The organism is Cylindrospermum stagnale PCC 7417 (assembly GCF_000317535.1).
In the GTDB taxonomy this organism is placed as follows: domain Bacteria; phylum Cyanobacteriota; class Cyanobacteriia; order Cyanobacteriales; family Nostocaceae; genus Cylindrospermum; species Cylindrospermum stagnale.
Genome location: NC_019757.1, coordinates 2,903,196 through 2,919,060, shown reverse-complemented (window position 1 = coordinate 2,919,060; position 15,865 = coordinate 2,903,196). Strand labels below are relative to the sequence as shown.

Sequence of the window (15,865 nt, the reverse complement as noted above, 5' to 3'; positions counted from 1 at the left end):
TAAAGTCCTTACTACGAACTTCCTTTTAATTTAACTGTCCCATTTACCATCCCCATGTGCCAGCACCACCTTTAAATGGCCCAACAATATCAGCGGTAATCCATCCTCCATAAAAATCACCAGATTGAGGCGTAACTAGCTCATCATTGACATAGCAAGCATCCATTAAAGCGGCAATAAAACCGTAGTATTCCCCAATCTGCAAAAAATCTGGTGTGGGGTCAAAATATCGCCAAGCACCATAATTTATATACTTATCACCAATGCGGACATCATAATATTGATATCGACCTTTCCATTCACACAAACCTTTTTTCGGTGTTTCGATTAGATGTTCTAGTTTAATGTCTTCAGGGGGAAAGTAATAGGTGGGAGGGTGACTGGTTTCTAAGACTCTTTTACCTCTGTCTGTTTCTGCTAAAACGATGCTGTTACAAATAACTTTCAGGTGTTTATTGGTATCTTGTAAAATAGCAGGACGGGGATAATCCCAAACTGATTCTTGACCTGGTTGTGGGGGGATAGGATTGGTTTTCATTGCTAGTAATCTCCTAATTTAAAGGTCTTGAGTTGATGCAAGCGATCACCTATTCAGTAACTTACTTGATTGACTGTCAGCTTGTGGGAGCTTTGTCTGTTAGTAATGTTATACAAGTTTCTTGAAAAATGCTATGAATGTGCAAAAAATCACATGAATTTAGTCTTCAATTTTTGTCGGCTGTTTGTCTGCTTGGTTTATAGCTCTCTGGGTTGGCTTGTAGTTCTACAGACAAGAAATCGATGCCCTCTGTTTCCAAGAGTTCTAGTATGGCTAGATTTAATTCTCTCTCTGCCGTAAAGTAAAGATTGTCATCATTAACAAAAGCCATAATTTCGATGACGCGGGCATTTTGTTCAATTTTTTTGAATCGCACTGTACAAGATGGAGAAAAGCCAGGAATCTGTTTTGGTAATTCTTGAATACTATCGCAAATTCTGGCAGTTTGTTGTGCAGAAATTCCGTCAATGCGGAGAATTAAATTCAGTCCCCATTTTAGTTCGTCACCCGGATTTTGTGACCAATTCTCCACAATTCCAGAAATCATCCGAGAGTTGGGCATTTTTAGAATAGAGCCCCATTTAGCTAGATGCAAGCTTGTGGTTCTAAAGCCAATATCTTTGATTTGCACAAAACCATCTATTCCTGATATTCCTACCCAATCACCTTCTTTATAGAGATTATCAGAATAGATAATTAGTGTGCAAAACCAGTCATAAACAATGTCTTTTAACAGCAACCCTATAGTGATCCCAGCACCACCTAGTAAACCAACAAGTGCGGCTGCTGATTGTCCTAAAAATATCTCACTTACCTTAATTGTGATGACGACAATTGCTGCCGATTGAAAAATTTTCGGCATCAATGGCCTAAGTAATTCATCAAGCTCAGTGTCTGTGTGCAGCACCATGTTAGCAATTATCTGCCCAAGAATTGAAGAGGCTCGATAAATCACATAAGCTACTATGAAAACAACGATTAAGTTGAGAATTCTAGTGATTGTTTCGCTTAATTGCAGTCCAATATTTTCTGCCAGAATCTCCTTGACTAGCCACAGTCCACTAATGAGAATCATCCAGCTTAAGGAGGGTTTGATAATTTCGATCAACTCATCGTCAAATTTAGTTTCAGTTTTGTTAGTGAAGCGCTCGATATTTTTAATGATTCCGGCAACCAAAAACCGCCTTAAAGCCTGTGTTAGCGTCAGGATGACAATGATAACAAGGATTTTAGCAATTGGTATGCCTGAATAATTGATATTTTTTAGCGCGTTCCAAATTTCTGGCATAGTAACCCTGAGAGTGATTTTTTTTAGTGATATAAAAAGCCATTAAGCTTGACAAAGAATTAAGCCAAACCACTTTTGAGTATCTGTCCAAACTTTCAATGGTTTCAGTCCTTGGTCTGCAAGTTGTTTTTGCAATTTTACTAAATCGAACTTGCGAGAGATTTCTGTGAGAATGCTTTCTCCAGCTTGAAAGGAAACTTTTAAATTGAGAACATCGAGGGATACCAAATGACTCTCTTGGCAATGGAGATACATTTCAATTTGAGTATCAGCTTGATTATAAATTGCTTGATGTCTAAATAAATTGAGGTCGAAATTACCTTGAAACCGCCAATTTAAATGAGAGAGCATATTCAAATTAAAAGCAGCCGTTACCTCTTGAATGTCGTTATAGGCTGCTTCTAAAATTTCTGTTGGTTTTTGCAAATCAATGCCGAGTAGAAAGTAGTCTCCTGGTTTTAGAGTGTGAGCAATTTGGCTCAAGAACTGGTCAGATTCTTGTGTGGCAAAATTCCCGATTGAATTTCCTAGAAAAAATAGCATTCGTGATTGAAAATAGTTAGATTCTAGGTGAGTTAAGGCTTGTTCATAAGTTCCTAGTAATCCATGAATCAAGAAATCAGGATATTCTTTTTGTAGCTGGAGGACACTGGTTTTGAGAATTCCCCCACTAACATCAATGGGTAGATATCTACAAGAATCGGCAATTTTTTGATATGCATCTAATAAAAGACGAGTTTTAGTAGAACTGCCACTACCTAATTCTACTAGTTCACAACAGCCTGTAATTTGAGCAATTTCATCGGCATATTGGCTCAAAATCCATGCTTCTGTGCGTGTGGGGTAATATTCAGGTAACTCACAGATTTTTTCAAATAGTTCAGAACCATGATCATCATAAAAATATTTGGGTGGTAAACTCTTTGGTGTTTGGGTTAATCTTTGAATAATATCGGCACCATCATTGTTTAAATCTTGATAGTGTTCATCAAGAATTGTCAAAGGTTTAATTAGCATTTTTTCATTCCTTCTATTGTTTGATATTAGAAAATCCTGACTCTTTAATTCTCTGGAGCGACTCTAGGTGAAAAAAATGTAAATTACATAGGATTCAAATCTTGAACAGTTCTAAAACCGACGTGCTGATAAAAGTACGGACGAAACCAGTTACGATAGGATGGTAATGCCATTGAACCGTTACTAGCCCAAGAACCACCGAGCATCATCTGATGTCTGCTATCAAAAAAGGGTGCTGCTTGGTCTTGGTAGAGTGGATGGGGTTGAAATCCTGGTAGGGGGTTGAAGGTGTCTGCTAGCCATTCCCAAACATTTCCGCGCAGGTCATAAAGACCAGAAGCGCTGTTTGCTGGTTTGAACATTCCTACTGGACTAGGGGAAATGAATTGTAAGTTGAGATTATGGTTAGTTGATAAGTGGTTTCCCTCGGATGTGAGTAAGGCTTGATTCCATTCGGCTTCGGTCATCAAGCGGATATCTCTGCCTTTCCAAGTGCAAAATGCGATCGCTTCGTAGTAGTTGACTTCTACAGGCCAGTCAAGGGGTAAGTCGATTTCGTCGAATGTAGCTCGATAGCGGTAGCCATCTGGGATGGGTAGCCAAAATTTGGGATGTTGGACGTTGTAGAGTTGTTTCCATGCCGCAGATTCAGCATTCCAGTAGTCGGGGTTGTTGTAGCCATCTTGCTGGACAAACTCTAGAAATTCTTTGTTAGTGACTAGACACTTGCTAGCTAAAAACGGTTTCACTTCAATTGTGCGATCGCCATATTCGCTATCCCAACCGTAAGTAAGATCATCCTTGGCTTTACCCAGTCGCACCACACCCCCCGGAATTGCTGACTTTTGATTTTTGGGAGTGTCACCATAGCTAGGTGCGTAATTCCAGCCTTGGGGGCGTTTTAGGCGATCAACAGGCAATTGACGCAGCAGCATCGAAGAAGTTTCAAAGTGAATCCGACTGTGTTCTATTCCCATCAGCAAAGCCCAAAAAGGATGCTGTTGATCAATGGGGAGATTTAGGCAAGTTTTTTGAATAACCTTTGTGATGGCCTCCCGTGCTTTGTCTCGATATTGCCAAACTTTTCCGACATCTGGCCAGTTAACTCCTTGCATAGCTGCATCGAGTTCTGTCGGTGTTTCTGGATCAACTCCGATTTCAAAGAGAATTTCGTATTGTGAATTAATTCGCTTTTCTATTAAACCAACGCTAATTAACTTGTTGATGTAAAAAACAGATGTGTGACCAAGATAAAAAATTAGACGGTTTCTTAAAGGATCAGGGTTAAGATAGAAAGTATCTTCCCCGACCAAACTTTTCATGAGTTTCTCTTCAAGTTCCCAGGAATTTTCAAAGTAGTTGAGTAAGCTTTGTGAACTGCAATCATCTAGTCTGAGGACTTGAGCGGATGTCAGTTTATCTATCGTTGGAACTATACCCATGACATTTATTTAATTTTGTACTCAGAGCAATTATACATTTCGTACTCTATGTCTTTAAGTACCCCATATGGCTGATATTTTGAAAAATTTAACCAAATTTTAAGAATTTTAGCATTTTAACCACAACAAAGTTAAAGTAAGAATTGTGTAGCAAACAGCAATAATGTGGTAATGGGAACCGATTAACCCCTTTTTTTACTCTAGCCAGAGAATAATATGGGACTTTTATTTAACAAAGCTTTTAGCGAGTTATCGATGTTTGAAAATAATTTATTTAAATCTTTTGTCACAGGAGTATAAATTATGCATCAAATGCAAAATGTATAATTCATAAATTTTCCCAAAAACAAAAATTATTCTGTCGCTAAGTTTATGCACATAATCCGAAAACCTGTAAACTTCTGTAATTTAAATTACAAACATTTAATTCATTAATGTTAAATATTTAGCATTAAAATTATTTTTTTTATTTAATAATATTTAAAGAAAGCAAAAATAGTTACATTTTGAAATTTCTTTTTTTGCTAACTAACTAATTTTAAAGGCTTAACCTTTATTTTTTTGACAATTCACAAAAGTTTACTTAAGCTAAAAGATAGGGCTAGTAAATCAAACAAGCAACAGCAATTTAATTTAGCTACATCAAAAATTGCTGTTGCAGAATATTGGCATGAGGAAACAACTTGAACCAAAATCATTCACTATAAATTGCAGCAAGTTCGCCCCATTTAGTCACCAAAAGCTGACACTTGCTGAATTGAATCGCAACGCGCAGATATTGAACAGAATCCAGTCAGATGTAAATGCTAGTAGTGATATTAGCGGGTTTATATCGCTTATTCAAGTTCCGTCTAGGAGTATCATATATGTCTAGGAGAGAATTATGCAAAGTCTTTTTACGTCGTTAAACGACCACAACTTACCCTACCCAGATACGCTTCATCCCATCGTTGTTCACTTCGTAATTGCGATGGTAATATTTGCCTTTTTCTGTGATTTAGTAGGTTATTTCACTGGCAGAACTAACCTTTTTGAAGTGAGTTGGTGGAATTTGTGTGTTGCCACACTCGCTGTCTTTGTTGCCGTTATTTTTGGTCAATTTGAAGCGGGTTTAGCAGAACCTTACGACTTGGCAAAGTCAGTGCTAAATGTACACACCCTGATGGGTTGGTCGATTTCTGGAATACTCGCGGCAATTACAGCGTGGCGCTATGTACTTCGTACCCGCAACCCACACAAATTACCAGTTCACTATATGGCAGCGGGTCTAGTTTTAACTTTAATTGTTGGCTTTCAAGTATATCTCGGTGATCAGCTTGTGTGGGTGTATGGACTGCATACCGTACCAGTTGTGGAAGCAATAAAGGACGGTCTTTTGCCATGAATTCAGAACTAATTGACCAATTAAGCAACCAACTAGGTGCAAACGGACTACCTTACACTATTCCCATTCATCCCAACTTAGTTCATTTGACTTTGGGTTTGTTCATTATTGCGATTCTTTTTGATATCGTTGGTGTTCTTTTCCCCTTGGAAAAATGGGTCTTCAAATTTTTGGCAATTTCTGTTGAACGTGCCTATTTCTTTGAAGTTGGCTGGTACAACATGCTGGCTTCATCCATCATCACCTTTTTCACGGTGGCGGCTGGTTTTTATGAAATGTTGCTAGCTACCCCACCGACTGATGTTAAGAGTGCCTGGGGATTTCAGGCAATGGAAACCATGATTTGGCATGGTGTAATCGGCGTTTTGCTATTAGCAGTAATTGTTGGCATGACTGTCTGGAGAGGATGGCAGCGCTTTGTGTGGAGTCGGGAAATCAGCAACCAAGTAGATAGACAAGTGCAGTGGAGTTATCTGCTTGCAGGGGTGACTGTGATGTTGGTTATGTATATCCACGGCACACTGGGAGCGCAATTAGCCGCCGAGTTTGGCGTTCACAACACAGCAGATAGTTTGCTGCGATTGGGCCAAGACCTGAACAAAACCCTCAGGTAATGGGTAACGGGTAATGGGTAATGGGTAAGAGTTTTTTCCTTTTTGCCAGTCACTAATTACCAATCACCTCATCACCAATTATCAACGACTAACATGACACTCCGAAAGACTTTAAATATTGCCACCTTGATTGTCGGTGCGATCGCAATTACAGTCATCAGTCTCTGGATAGGCAAACAAGCTTACTCCTGGCTTCCCCCCCAAGCCGCAGCCGAATCTGTACTGATTGATGATTTGCTGAGTTTCTTAGTTACTTTAGGTGCCTTCATCTTTCTGGGAGTGACAGCCACTCTCACTTATTCCCTGATTTTCCATCGCGCGGCTAAAGATGACTTCAGCGACGGCCCCCCAATTCAAGGTAATGTCACCCTAGAAGTTGTCTGGACAGCCATTCCCATCATGTTAGTGCTGTGGATTGCTAGTTATAGCTATCAAGTCTATGACCAAATGGGAATTCAAGGGCCAGCCGAACATCTCCATGTACACAACCCCATCGCTACACAAACAGCATTAGCAGCCCCCAAAGAGGCAGCTGTAACCGAACCTGTAGAAAAAATTGACGTGCTGGCTAAACAGTGGGCTTGGGTTTTCCACTATCCAGAGAATAACGTCACAAGTACAGAATTGCATCTACCTAGCGATCGCCGAATTCGTTTAGCTTTGCAATCAGCAGACGTACTCCACGGCTTCTACATCCCCGCATTCCGCCTCAAACAAGACATAGTTCCCAACCAAACTATTGACTTTGAATTCACACCCATCCGCCCCGGTGAATACCAACTCACCGACTCCCAATATAGCGGCACCTACTTTGCCACCATGCAAGCAAATGTAGTCGTCCAATCACCCGAAGATTACCAGCAGTGGTTAGCAAAAGCTGCAACCCAAAAGCTAACTCCCGCAAACAATCAAGCAGCGGCGGAATATGCCCAAGCAGCCAGTCAAAAAGTAAAAACAGGCTGGGCCACCGTTGTACCTGCCGCACCTCCCCTGGTCAACCAATTTTAGATTTTGGATTGCCGATTTTAGATTTTGGAATAAAAAAATCCAAAATCCAAAATTCAGAATCTAAAATTGACTACCACTTTTTTCACCAATCTAAAATCAGTCAACCAAAATCCAAAATTCGATGACTAATATTCCCATTGAAAGCATAAGTATTGATGGTGAAAAGCCACATCATCAACCTCCAGGCAACTGGAAAGAATACTTCAGCTTTAGCATTGACCACAAAGTAATTGGTATCCAATACCTCGTTACCTCATTCCTCTTCTTTCTCATCGGCGGGATGTTCGCGATGGTGATTAGGGGAGAACTAATTACACCCGAATCAGATTTAATCGACCGCACCGTTTATAACGGAATGTTCACCATGCACGGCACCATCATGCTGTTCTTATGGACATTTCCCTCATTAGTTGGTTTAGCTAACTATCTAGTCCCCTTAATGATTGGGGCACGAGATATGGCATTTCCCCGCTTAAATGCCGTTGCCTTTTGGATGGTGCCGGTAGTGGGAATTTTGTTAATGGGTAGCTTTTTAGTTCCCGGTGGCCCAGCCCAAGCAGGTTGGTGGTCTTATCCACCAGTAAGCTTACAAAACCCCACAGGTAACTTGATTAATGGTCAAGTTATCTGGTTGTTAGCGGTAGCAATTTCCGGCGTGTCCTCAATTATGGGGGCAGTCAACTTTGTGACGACAATCGTCAAAATGCGCGCCCCTGGTATGGGCTTTTTCAAAATGCCCCTATTTGTTTGGGCAGTATTTAGCGCTCAAATAATCCAACTTTTCGGACTACCGGCGCTGACAGCTGGCGCAGTCATGTTACTCCTTGATTTAACCGTCGGTACTGGCTTTTTTGATCCCTCCAAGGGAGGAAATCCAGTCATGTTTCAGCATTACTTTTGGTTCTACTCCCACCCCGCCGTTTATGTGATCATTCTGCCCATCTTCGGCATATTCTCAGAAATCTTCCCGGTTTACTCCCGCAAACCCTTATTTGGCTACAAAGTCGTTGCCATTTCATCAATGTTGATTGCCGTAGTCAGCGGCATCGTCTGGGTACACCACATGTATGTCAGCGGTACTCCTAGCTGGATGCGGTTGATTTTCATGCTGACAACAATGTTTGTCTCAGTTCCCACAGGCATTAAAGTATTTGCTTGGGTAGCAACTATCTGGGGCGGTAAATTGCGGCTAGATACCCCCATGTTATTCGCTTTGGGTGGTTTAGTAATGTTTGTTTTCGCCGGTATCACAGGAATCATGCTTTCTTCTGTGCCGGTTGATGTACACGTTAACAACACCTACTTTGTAGTTGGACACTTTCATTATGTTCTTTACGGTACCGTGACGATGGGCTTATATGCAGCCATCTATCACTGGTTCCCCAAAATGACAGGGCGGATGTATTTAGAAGGCTGGGGTAAATTGCATTTTTGGTTAGCATTTATCGGCACTAACCTCAACTTTTTACCCATGCATCCCTTAGGTTTACAAGGAATGTTACGCCGAGTTTCTTCCTATGCGCCAGAATATGCATTTTGGAATATCATCGCTAGCATCGGCGGCTTCCTTTTAGGGATGTCCACCTTACCCTTTATTTTCAATATGGTGATTTCTTGGATGCAAGGAGAGAAAGCACCCAATAATCCTTGGCGCGCCATTGGTTTAGAATGGTTAGTTTCTTCACCTCCACCTGTAGAGAACTTTGAAGAAATCCCCATTATCCTCAGCGAACCCTACGGCTATGGCAAATCTGAACCCTTAACAGCTAACCTTGAAAGCCACGCATAAAGGAATTTTCTCTGCGTAACCTTTGCGTTTCCAACTTCACCCAAGGTAAAGGAAAATTCCCCCAATGGACAGTTCTCTAATTCCCGAAGAATTACATCACGCAAGTGGTGAACATGAACATGATGAAGAAGGCAATAAAATGTTTGGCTTCATCGTCTTCTTACTTTCTGAAAGTGTAATTTTTCTCAGCTTCTTCGCCGGATATATCATCTACAAAACCACAACTCCTAACTGGCTGCCGGCTGGTGTTTCCGGTTTAGAAATTAAAGAACCGGCAATCAACACAGTTATTCTTGTTGCCAGTAGTTTTGTGATTTATTTAGCAGAACGGGAACTCCAACGCCACAATTTAAAGGGGTTTCGTCTGTATCTGTTGGCAACAATGGCGATGGGCAGTTACTTTTTACTTGGGCAGATGATTGAATGGAGTCATCTAGAATTTGGCTTCACTTCTGGGACATTCGGTGGAATGTTCTATCTGTTAACAGGTTTCCACGGTTTGCACGTTCTCACCGGTGTGTTGTTGCAGTTAATGATTTTGGTGCGTTCTTTCATTCCTGGTAATTACGAAACAAGTCACTACGGCGTTAATGCAACTTCGTTGTTTTGGCACTTTGTCGATGTTATTTGGATTGTTTTGTTTCTCCTCATTTACGTTTGGCAGTAAATATTGTAAGGTGGGCAATGCCCATCTTGCAATTTGTCTTATTATTGATAATTTCTAATTTAGAAAAATGTTTAAATGTCTAGTTGCTAAATTAATTTAGCTTCGCTCCCCAAACTATCAGCCGCAACCATAGCCATCCTAAGCCACTTCCAATAAAATAATAGGGAAAATCTGCCCAAGTGAAGGTAGTAGCGATTAACATTTTTCCCCACCAAAATGAACGTACCCAATTTAGAAATGGTGGATGCCACAATTGCATAAACTCCAACAAGCAAGTAATTACTAATACCCATAAAGGGATTTGCCAAACTGCTCGGCGAGTGGGAATAAATAGAAAGACGAACAAGCACCAAAATATCTCATAAAAAATCCCTCCTACCTCTTGGTTCAACCACCAAATAGAATGGCGATAGTGGCTGTATAAAAGTCCAATGGGGAGAATAATAGCCAGAGAAAGAACGGAACGTCTGCGAATGTTTGTAAGTAGTGGCATTATTTAGAATAGCTGCACCAGCAGCGCTATGCAGATGCGTTTGTACTAAGAATTTTTGAGGAAATGACTGAAAATTTGCGAAATTAAACTTATATCACACTTAATAAAATTCGGATAACCCAGAAAATTAATACATGGGTCATTAAAATTATCGCTAACTTTATCACTGAAAAATTATAAATTATTAATATCAAATCGACTATTATAAACCCTATAATAATCAAACGACTAGCAAAAGGCGAAAACCTTGAGAAAAATTGAAATTTAGATATTTCTGCTTCAGATTTTAATCCCTCTGGTTTAGAAATTATGCCAGTCAAAATATATTGAATAATACTGTTGTGATTACTCTCCTCAACAGGTTTTCCATGATCTCCATTAAAATAGCACAATTCTTTCAGCCGATTATCTCCCATCAAAAACCCATCAAATCCTCCAGTTCCAATATCTCGCATTCCTACTCCTCGTAAACCATTACATAGAATTCCCACAGGCCAATCAGAAGAGCTACGGGCGTTGCATAGCATTTCTACCTGATCTTTATCAAATTTCTCTTTCCAAGGATAGTCTCGTGGTAAAACACTACCAGCCAAGTACACTCGCTGGAACTTCATTCCAGATAATTTCTTTAAAGTTTCCCCTAGAATATAAGTACCATTACTATGTCCAATAAAATGGAAATTAGTGTCAGGATATTTAGCGAAATAGTAGCTATATTCATCTTGAAACCAGTCAACATTAATTTGGCGAAGACCAGGAAGAACAAAGTTAAACGCTGAGAAGTAATCGTAGGAAGGAGTGATAACTACTGTGTCTGGATCTTCTAGACCTATTTTCTCTTTTACTTGTTCAACCCAGCCACTATTGCTAGCTCGAATCCCATGAAGAATAAATACCACATTATTTTTAGCAATGGATGGCTCTAAATTCGTATTTCTATCTAATAGTCTTTCTTTGAAAATTGCTTCCCTAATGAGCTTATACCTTTCTACCCTGTCTTCTGCCTGATCTATGCAGTGAATATTAGTGTTTTCAGCATCAGGAACATCTACATGAAAGGCATCAGGAAACTGATCTAAATCAACGCTGTCATCACGAGTTATATTTCCATCTTTTGCCCCCAGTAGTTGAACGACAGTTAGTGGATAATAAAATTTTGAGAAATGTCGAATCCAGTCAATCCTTAAATTAGTGATAAATGCAGAACCCTTAACAAAGTCTTGTAATGGCATCAAGCTCCGTAAGGAAAAAGATGTGGCTTTCTCGACGGCTCTTGCTATTTGCCAAATTCGAGATTGAGTAGGATCTAAACCGCGATTGGGTGAAGCGAAAAGAACAAAGCGGCTAACGTACTTATACCAGGGACTTTGATTATAGCCTAGGTCATGATAATCACCAGAGGCTAGTAGATAAGCCTGCCGAACAAGAATACCACCTAAGCTATGTCCGACAAGGATAACTTCTTCAAAAGCTCCGTCCTTTTGCCATTTCGCATCTATCTGAGCTTTTAGCTGTGTAGATAAGTTGATGCCTCTCTCAAAACTCCAATCATGAAGTTTATGCTTATCCCAAAGTAGCCATTCACTCTCAGTTAGGGCAGTTTCCTCCTTAAGTTCTTCAACTAATGGCTTCCAACTATGAGCATTTTGATTTTCAGAGGGAACAACAACGATGAGCCGTTTTAAGGAAGTTGAGCTAACCGGAGTAGTTCTAGTTGCAGATTGACTAGTTGTTCTTGTTCCGTCTGTCCCTCCCCAAGCCAGTCCTACAGGCTGTTCCTCGAAACTTGCTTCGATTCCTAAGTTATTTTCTATGTATTCAGCTAGTAACCTAGCATTTCCATCTTGCGAACTGTAAGTGATAACTAAAGCTGGCTGTACTTTTTGTATTAGTGATACTACTCCGCTCACATCAGCACTATTAGAGTCAAAATTTCCTGATTTTACATCTACAACCAAAACATCTATTTCAGGGAATGAAAGCTGTGATAAATTCGGAGTACAAGAGAAATCCGATGAATACATTACGTTAATGCTATTTTCAGTGCGAATCACTGGCATCACTGAACCGGGCATATAACCCGATGGAAACAGACATATTTGAATATTCTCGACTGTATGACAGCTTCCATCTGCTGGAAGAACTACAAATTGCTCACGTCTAGATTTTATATCTGGAGATTGTTCTAACAACTTATCATGAGTTTCTTGACTTAAAACAATCTTTCCTTGCTTTCCTTTACTGGTACTGAAATCCTTAAGACGATTGATATTAGTCTGTATGCGAATAGAACGCTCTAGAGCAAATCCATCACAAGTCACAGTCTTACCAATAAGAATGCATCCATCCTTGCGAACCGTAGCCGCACCTCGAAGATTATTCATTGTTGCTCCTTTTCATCAGTAAATTGGCGACAAAAGCTTCGAGTTTCTCTGGTGTAAGATGGGGAGCAACTGTAGGATTATTCATGGCTGACTCCGTTAAGGTGAAGCTAAAACGTCCATCTTTGATAGCAGCAGAAAGAACGTTTTCCTCACGTACTAGCTTAGATAAAATAGCTCGAAGCTCAAAACTATACTGTTCTTCCCATTGGCTCCCATTAGTTAAAGTTGGAAGTTGCCCCAAGAAAACATAATGGTGAATAACCTTGGGTCGAGTTGAGTCAATTGTTTCTATACAGTGAGTTAAGCTTCCTCCTCCCCGTAAGTTGCATTGAAGAATTGCACGAACTTCTTCTTTACTCCTCTGATTTTCAAGCGCATCTTTAGCTAAGAGCTTAATTTTTTCAGGCTCTTTAGCTCTAGAAATTTCAGACGCTACGGAAAAAGACAGATGACCTGGTGATGTTCCCCAATTGACGAGAGATTGTAGTTCAGGCGGCAGCAATAATAGTGAAAGAAACCTACGCACAATAGAGGAGTCTTTTAACTCCAGTTCCTGGGCGATTTGATTGAGGGAAATTCCTTGAACTTGATACAAGCGATTTAATAATTGAGCAACTTGTATCGGAGACAATCTGCGATTTTTCTTATGCGTTCCAATAGAGAGAATTATATCTCGCCGTTCATCAGACGAAAGTGAATCTAACATAAATATTTTAACTTAGAGATAACCCCGTTCAGAAAGTGCTGCTTCAAGGAGAGTAATAACCGCATTATTTTGGTCAATCTTCTCATCTTGTGTAAATTGATTTATAGCATCATATAGGTTGTCGCCAACGACTATTCTGAGATTTATTTGCTGCTGCCGTCTACTCTTTTTGATAGCTTCTTCTGGAGGAATGCTTGGCTCTTGAATCGCAACTTTTTCGAGTTGTCGTTGTTGAACACCACTCATTTTTTGCATTTCTTCAGCATAAGCAATAGCAGCTTCTTCGTTGACATTTTGACTACTTGAATCTGTAGCTGCTTTTTGCGCTCGAAGAGCAACATCAAGCTTTAAACCGCTTTCAACTTTTTGTTTTAGTGGTTCAATAAGTTGCTCATACTTTACATACTGGCTGACCTTAGCACGCGGTAGTCCTAATACTTCTGAAATCTTTTTAATCGACCCATATTCTCTGTATAATTCTGTGCAAGCGTCAATATAGTCTTGAGTTGACAAATTTTGCCGAACCATATTCTCAGTTAGCGAAATCGCTTTTGCAAAACCTGGTTCTACTGGTTTAGAAAGTATTGTGGCACGTATAGTTTCATATTCTAAATGCTGATGGGCTAGAAAACGCCTCTGACCTGTGACTACTTCATATCGACCGTCCGCTTTCCGAAAGACAACAATTGGCTCAAGAAGTCCTATTTTTTCAATGCTGGCTGCTAATTCCTGAATACCTTCGTTAACATCGCTAGTACGAACTTGAGACAGTCCGATGTCAATTGCGTCAAGTGGAATTTCTTTAACTTCGCTATTCTCAGTAATTGTCATCTGTACCTCATGATCAAGCGTTTTGTATTGAAATAATTGAATTAAAAAAGTACATTTTTTTAATTTTGATGTTGGCTATTTTTACAATTCATCTAGCCTTGATATAGGCGTGTAACAAAATAGCTACTGAGATATTGCTTTTGTGTTAGACCGGTCAACAGCCGCATTTCTCAGATCGATTGCCCAATTTCCGGCTGTTTGACTACCAATATTTAGATTGTCATCTGCCTCAAGGCTTAATTTAATAAATTATATATCACACAAAACAATAGTTGTAATTATGAACAATCACGACAAATAATTTATGAAACTTTACGCAGAGATTTCTTATTGCTCAGTAAATACCTTTCAGCAAATAACGCAAGGTTCTAAATTTTAGATAAAGAAATAACTGTTTTGTAATAATATTAAAAACAGAAACGTTGAATGCAGCAATAAAACTTTACATACTAAGATGTAATTGTCCTATCAAGGGTTAATTGTCAACATTTCATAATATCTTCCATCCAATGTACATAACTAATTTGTTGACACATACAGGCTTGTAAATAGCGGAATTTATCTAATATTTTTTCACCCCATTGTTTAGGAACAGATACAAGTTGTAAAATCAGATAAGCAATGAGACTTGCATAGATTTGTATGGTAATACCATTAACATTTTTGGTAATTAATTTATCAAGTTTTAGGTGCATCTTTAAAAATTTCCATAACAATTCAACTCCCCACCTTAAGCGATAAATATCTCTAATATCATCATCTCTAACTGCTGCATCTCCATTAGTTGGTAAATTAGTGACTAAGCGAAATTCAGTTCTCGTTTCTAAATCACAAAAATTAATCACTCTATAAGCTTGTGCATCTGTTGATGAGCCTAATTTTTACCAGTCCATTTTCTGATTCAAATTCTAACTTCCAATTATTTTTAATCCGTAACACAAAGTATTTATTTTCTTGAACTAGTTCTTGAATAAAATTTAAACCTGCAAAGCCCCTATCCATTACTCCAACAGCATCTGCTGGCAAATTAGACATCATCTTTGAGCCAAATTTATAATCATGATTATGACCAAAGTTGATGAAATTATCTTCTGGACTTCCTGTAGCAAGATTTAGGGAACTAAACAGTTTAACTTGATGATAATCCAGAATCCATAACAGCTTACTTGTCAATGTAATAATTGTTGAATCAATTGGACATATTGCATATTTATTGTGTAACTTTTTCTGGACTTTATTCTGGACTAATTGATTTAATTGATGATAAATCTTCTGGAATACTTCTTGACTTCGATGAGTGTTAGCTTTGGAAAACGTGGAAATATCTACATCAAATCCTGTATTGTTTAATCGTTTAAATAAATCCCTCATACTCGTTAAGCTATTATCCAGGGCATAAGCTAACCAACACTCGACAAAAAGACGGCTGTTCAAAACAGGATAATCATTTTTTGGTAGCCCTCCCAGGATATTTTTGACAATCTTGGGAAATGAATTTATAATCATCGTTAATCGAAATATTTTAATCCTTTGCCCAAAATCTAACATATTTTGGGCTATTCTTATCGGAATTTTCTTAACATTCAACACTTCTGTATTAAAAACTATAAATAGCACAAAATTGACCTTCGCCTATTAAGCAGTTTAATCTTTTTCCAGAGAAAAACATTTAACTGCTGAAAGAGAGGCCACAATTTGCTATTG

General features: G+C 39.1%; 13 protein-coding genes and 1 pseudogene. 5 read left to right on the top strand and 9 right to left on the bottom strand.

Going from position 1 to position 15,865, the window contains the following annotated elements; genetic code table 11:
* Window positions 1-43: 43 nt before the first annotated feature.
* The 4 genes from CYLST_RS11805 to ovoA form a co-directional block, all read right to left on the bottom strand.
* Window positions 44-538 carry a DUF427 domain-containing protein gene (locus tag CYLST_RS11805; protein ID WP_015207953.1) on the bottom strand — a complete coding sequence of 165 codons (495 nt, stop codon included), beginning with the start codon at window positions 536-538 and terminating at the stop codon, window positions 44-46.
* Between the two features lie 166 nt (window positions 539-704).
* Window positions 705-1,826, bottom strand: a complete 1,122-nt coding sequence (locus CYLST_RS11800) for a mechanosensitive ion channel family protein (RefSeq protein ID WP_015207952.1) — start codon at window positions 1,824-1,826, stop codon at window positions 705-707.
* A gap of 42 nt (window positions 1,827-1,868) precedes the next feature.
* Window positions 1,869-2,843, bottom strand: a complete 975-nt coding sequence (gene egtD, locus CYLST_RS11795; RefSeq protein ID WP_015207951.1) for an L-histidine N(alpha)-methyltransferase — start codon at window positions 2,841-2,843, stop codon at window positions 1,869-1,871.
* A gap of 83 nt (window positions 2,844-2,926) precedes the next feature.
* The gene (ovoA, locus tag CYLST_RS11790) at window positions 2,927-4,285 is read right to left on the bottom strand and encodes a 5-histidylcysteine sulfoxide synthase (RefSeq protein ID WP_015207950.1); all 1,359 of its coding nucleotides are present in this window, start codon (window positions 4,283-4,285) and stop codon (window positions 2,927-2,929) included.
* A gap of 883 nt (window positions 4,286-5,168) precedes the next feature.
* Here ovoA and CYLST_RS11785 point away from each other — a divergent pair.
* The 5 genes from CYLST_RS11785 (at window position 5,169) to CYLST_RS11765 (ending at window position 9,747) form a co-directional block, all read left to right on the top strand.
* Entirely contained in the window at window positions 5,169-5,669 is a 501-nt protein-coding gene (locus CYLST_RS11785) for a DUF2231 domain-containing protein (protein ID WP_015207949.1), read from the top strand.
* Window positions 5,666-6,283 (top strand): DUF2231 domain-containing protein, encoded by a 618-nt coding sequence (locus CYLST_RS11780; RefSeq protein WP_015207948.1) that lies wholly within the window; start codon window positions 5,666-5,668, stop codon window positions 6,281-6,283. Before CYLST_RS11785 ends, CYLST_RS11780 begins: the two co-directional genes overlap by 4 nt.
* Before the next feature lie 93 nt (window positions 6,284-6,376).
* On the top strand, window positions 6,377-7,291 hold the full coding sequence (locus CYLST_RS11775; RefSeq protein WP_015207947.1) for a cytochrome c oxidase subunit II: 915 nt from the start codon (window positions 6,377-6,379) through the stop codon (window positions 7,289-7,291).
* 121 nt (window positions 7,292-7,412) lie between these two features.
* Window positions 7,413-9,080 (top strand): cytochrome c oxidase subunit I, encoded by a 1,668-nt coding sequence (gene ctaD / locus CYLST_RS11770; RefSeq protein WP_015207946.1) that lies wholly within the window; start codon window positions 7,413-7,415, stop codon window positions 9,078-9,080.
* A 64-nt stretch (window positions 9,081-9,144) separates the two neighbouring features.
* A complete protein-coding gene (locus CYLST_RS11765; protein WP_015207945.1) occupies window positions 9,145-9,747 on the top strand; it encodes a cytochrome c oxidase subunit 3 in 603 nt (200 codons plus the stop codon).
* Between the two features lie 91 nt (window positions 9,748-9,838).
* On the opposite strand, the gene CYLST_RS11760 is transcribed toward CYLST_RS11765, so the two are convergent.
* The 5 genes and pseudogenes from CYLST_RS11760 to CYLST_RS11740 form a co-directional block, all read right to left on the bottom strand.
* Complete coding sequence (locus CYLST_RS11760; protein ID WP_015207944.1) at window positions 9,839-10,240, bottom strand: ribosomal maturation YjgA family protein; 402 nt, start codon at window positions 10,238-10,240, stop codon at window positions 9,839-9,841.
* An 89-nt stretch (window positions 10,241-10,329) separates the two neighbouring features.
* Entirely contained in the window at window positions 10,330-12,624 is a 2,295-nt protein-coding gene (locus tag CYLST_RS11755; RefSeq protein WP_015207943.1) for a hypothetical protein, read from the bottom strand.
* On the bottom strand, window positions 12,617-13,330 hold the full coding sequence (locus CYLST_RS11750) for a hypothetical protein (protein ID WP_015207942.1): 714 nt from the start codon (window positions 13,328-13,330) through the stop codon (window positions 12,617-12,619). Before CYLST_RS11750 ends, CYLST_RS11755 begins: the two co-directional genes overlap by 8 nt.
* Before the next feature lie 12 nt (window positions 13,331-13,342).
* The gene (locus CYLST_RS11745) at window positions 13,343-14,161 is read right to left on the bottom strand and encodes a ParB/RepB/Spo0J family partition protein (RefSeq protein ID WP_015207941.1); all 819 of its coding nucleotides are present in this window, start codon (window positions 14,159-14,161) and stop codon (window positions 13,343-13,345) included.
* Window positions 14,162-14,643: 482 nt separating this feature from the next.
* Window positions 14,644-15,667 (bottom strand): annotated as a pseudogene (locus tag CYLST_RS11740) (IS4 family transposase).
* Between the last annotated feature and the right edge of the window lie 198 nt (window positions 15,668-15,865).

Coding starts and splice junctions, on each gene's coding strand:
- CYLST_RS11805 (WP_015207953.1), bottom strand. CDS start 538: ATGAAAACCAATCCTATCCCCCCACAACCAGGTCAAGAATCAGTTTGG.
- CYLST_RS11800 (WP_015207952.1), bottom strand. CDS start 1,826: ATGCCAGAAATTTGGAACGCGCTAAAAAATATCAATTATTCAGGCATA.
- egtD (WP_015207951.1), bottom strand. CDS start 2,843: ATGCTAATTAAACCTTTGACAATTCTTGATGAACACTATCAAGATTTA.
- ovoA (WP_015207950.1), bottom strand. CDS start 4,285: ATGGGTATAGTTCCAACGATAGATAAACTGACATCCGCTCAAGTCCTC.
- CYLST_RS11785 (WP_015207949.1), top strand. CDS start 5,169: ATGCAAAGTCTTTTTACGTCGTTAAACGACCACAACTTACCCTACCCA.
- CYLST_RS11780 (WP_015207948.1), top strand. CDS start 5,666: ATGAATTCAGAACTAATTGACCAATTAAGCAACCAACTAGGTGCAAAC.
- CYLST_RS11775 (WP_015207947.1), top strand. CDS start 6,377: ATGACACTCCGAAAGACTTTAAATATTGCCACCTTGATTGTCGGTGCG.
- ctaD (WP_015207946.1), top strand. CDS start 7,413: ATGACTAATATTCCCATTGAAAGCATAAGTATTGATGGTGAAAAGCCA.
- CYLST_RS11765 (WP_015207945.1), top strand. CDS start 9,145: ATGGACAGTTCTCTAATTCCCGAAGAATTACATCACGCAAGTGGTGAA.
- CYLST_RS11760 (WP_015207944.1), bottom strand. CDS start 10,240: ATGCCACTACTTACAAACATTCGCAGACGTTCCGTTCTTTCTCTGGCT.
- CYLST_RS11755 (WP_015207943.1), bottom strand. CDS start 12,624: ATGAATAATCTTCGAGGTGCGGCTACGGTTCGCAAGGATGGATGCATT.
- CYLST_RS11750 (WP_015207942.1), bottom strand. CDS start 13,330: ATGTTAGATTCACTTTCGTCTGATGAACGGCGAGATATAATTCTCTCT.
- CYLST_RS11745 (WP_015207941.1), bottom strand. CDS start 14,161: ATGACAATTACTGAGAATAGCGAAGTTAAAGAAATTCCACTTGACGCA.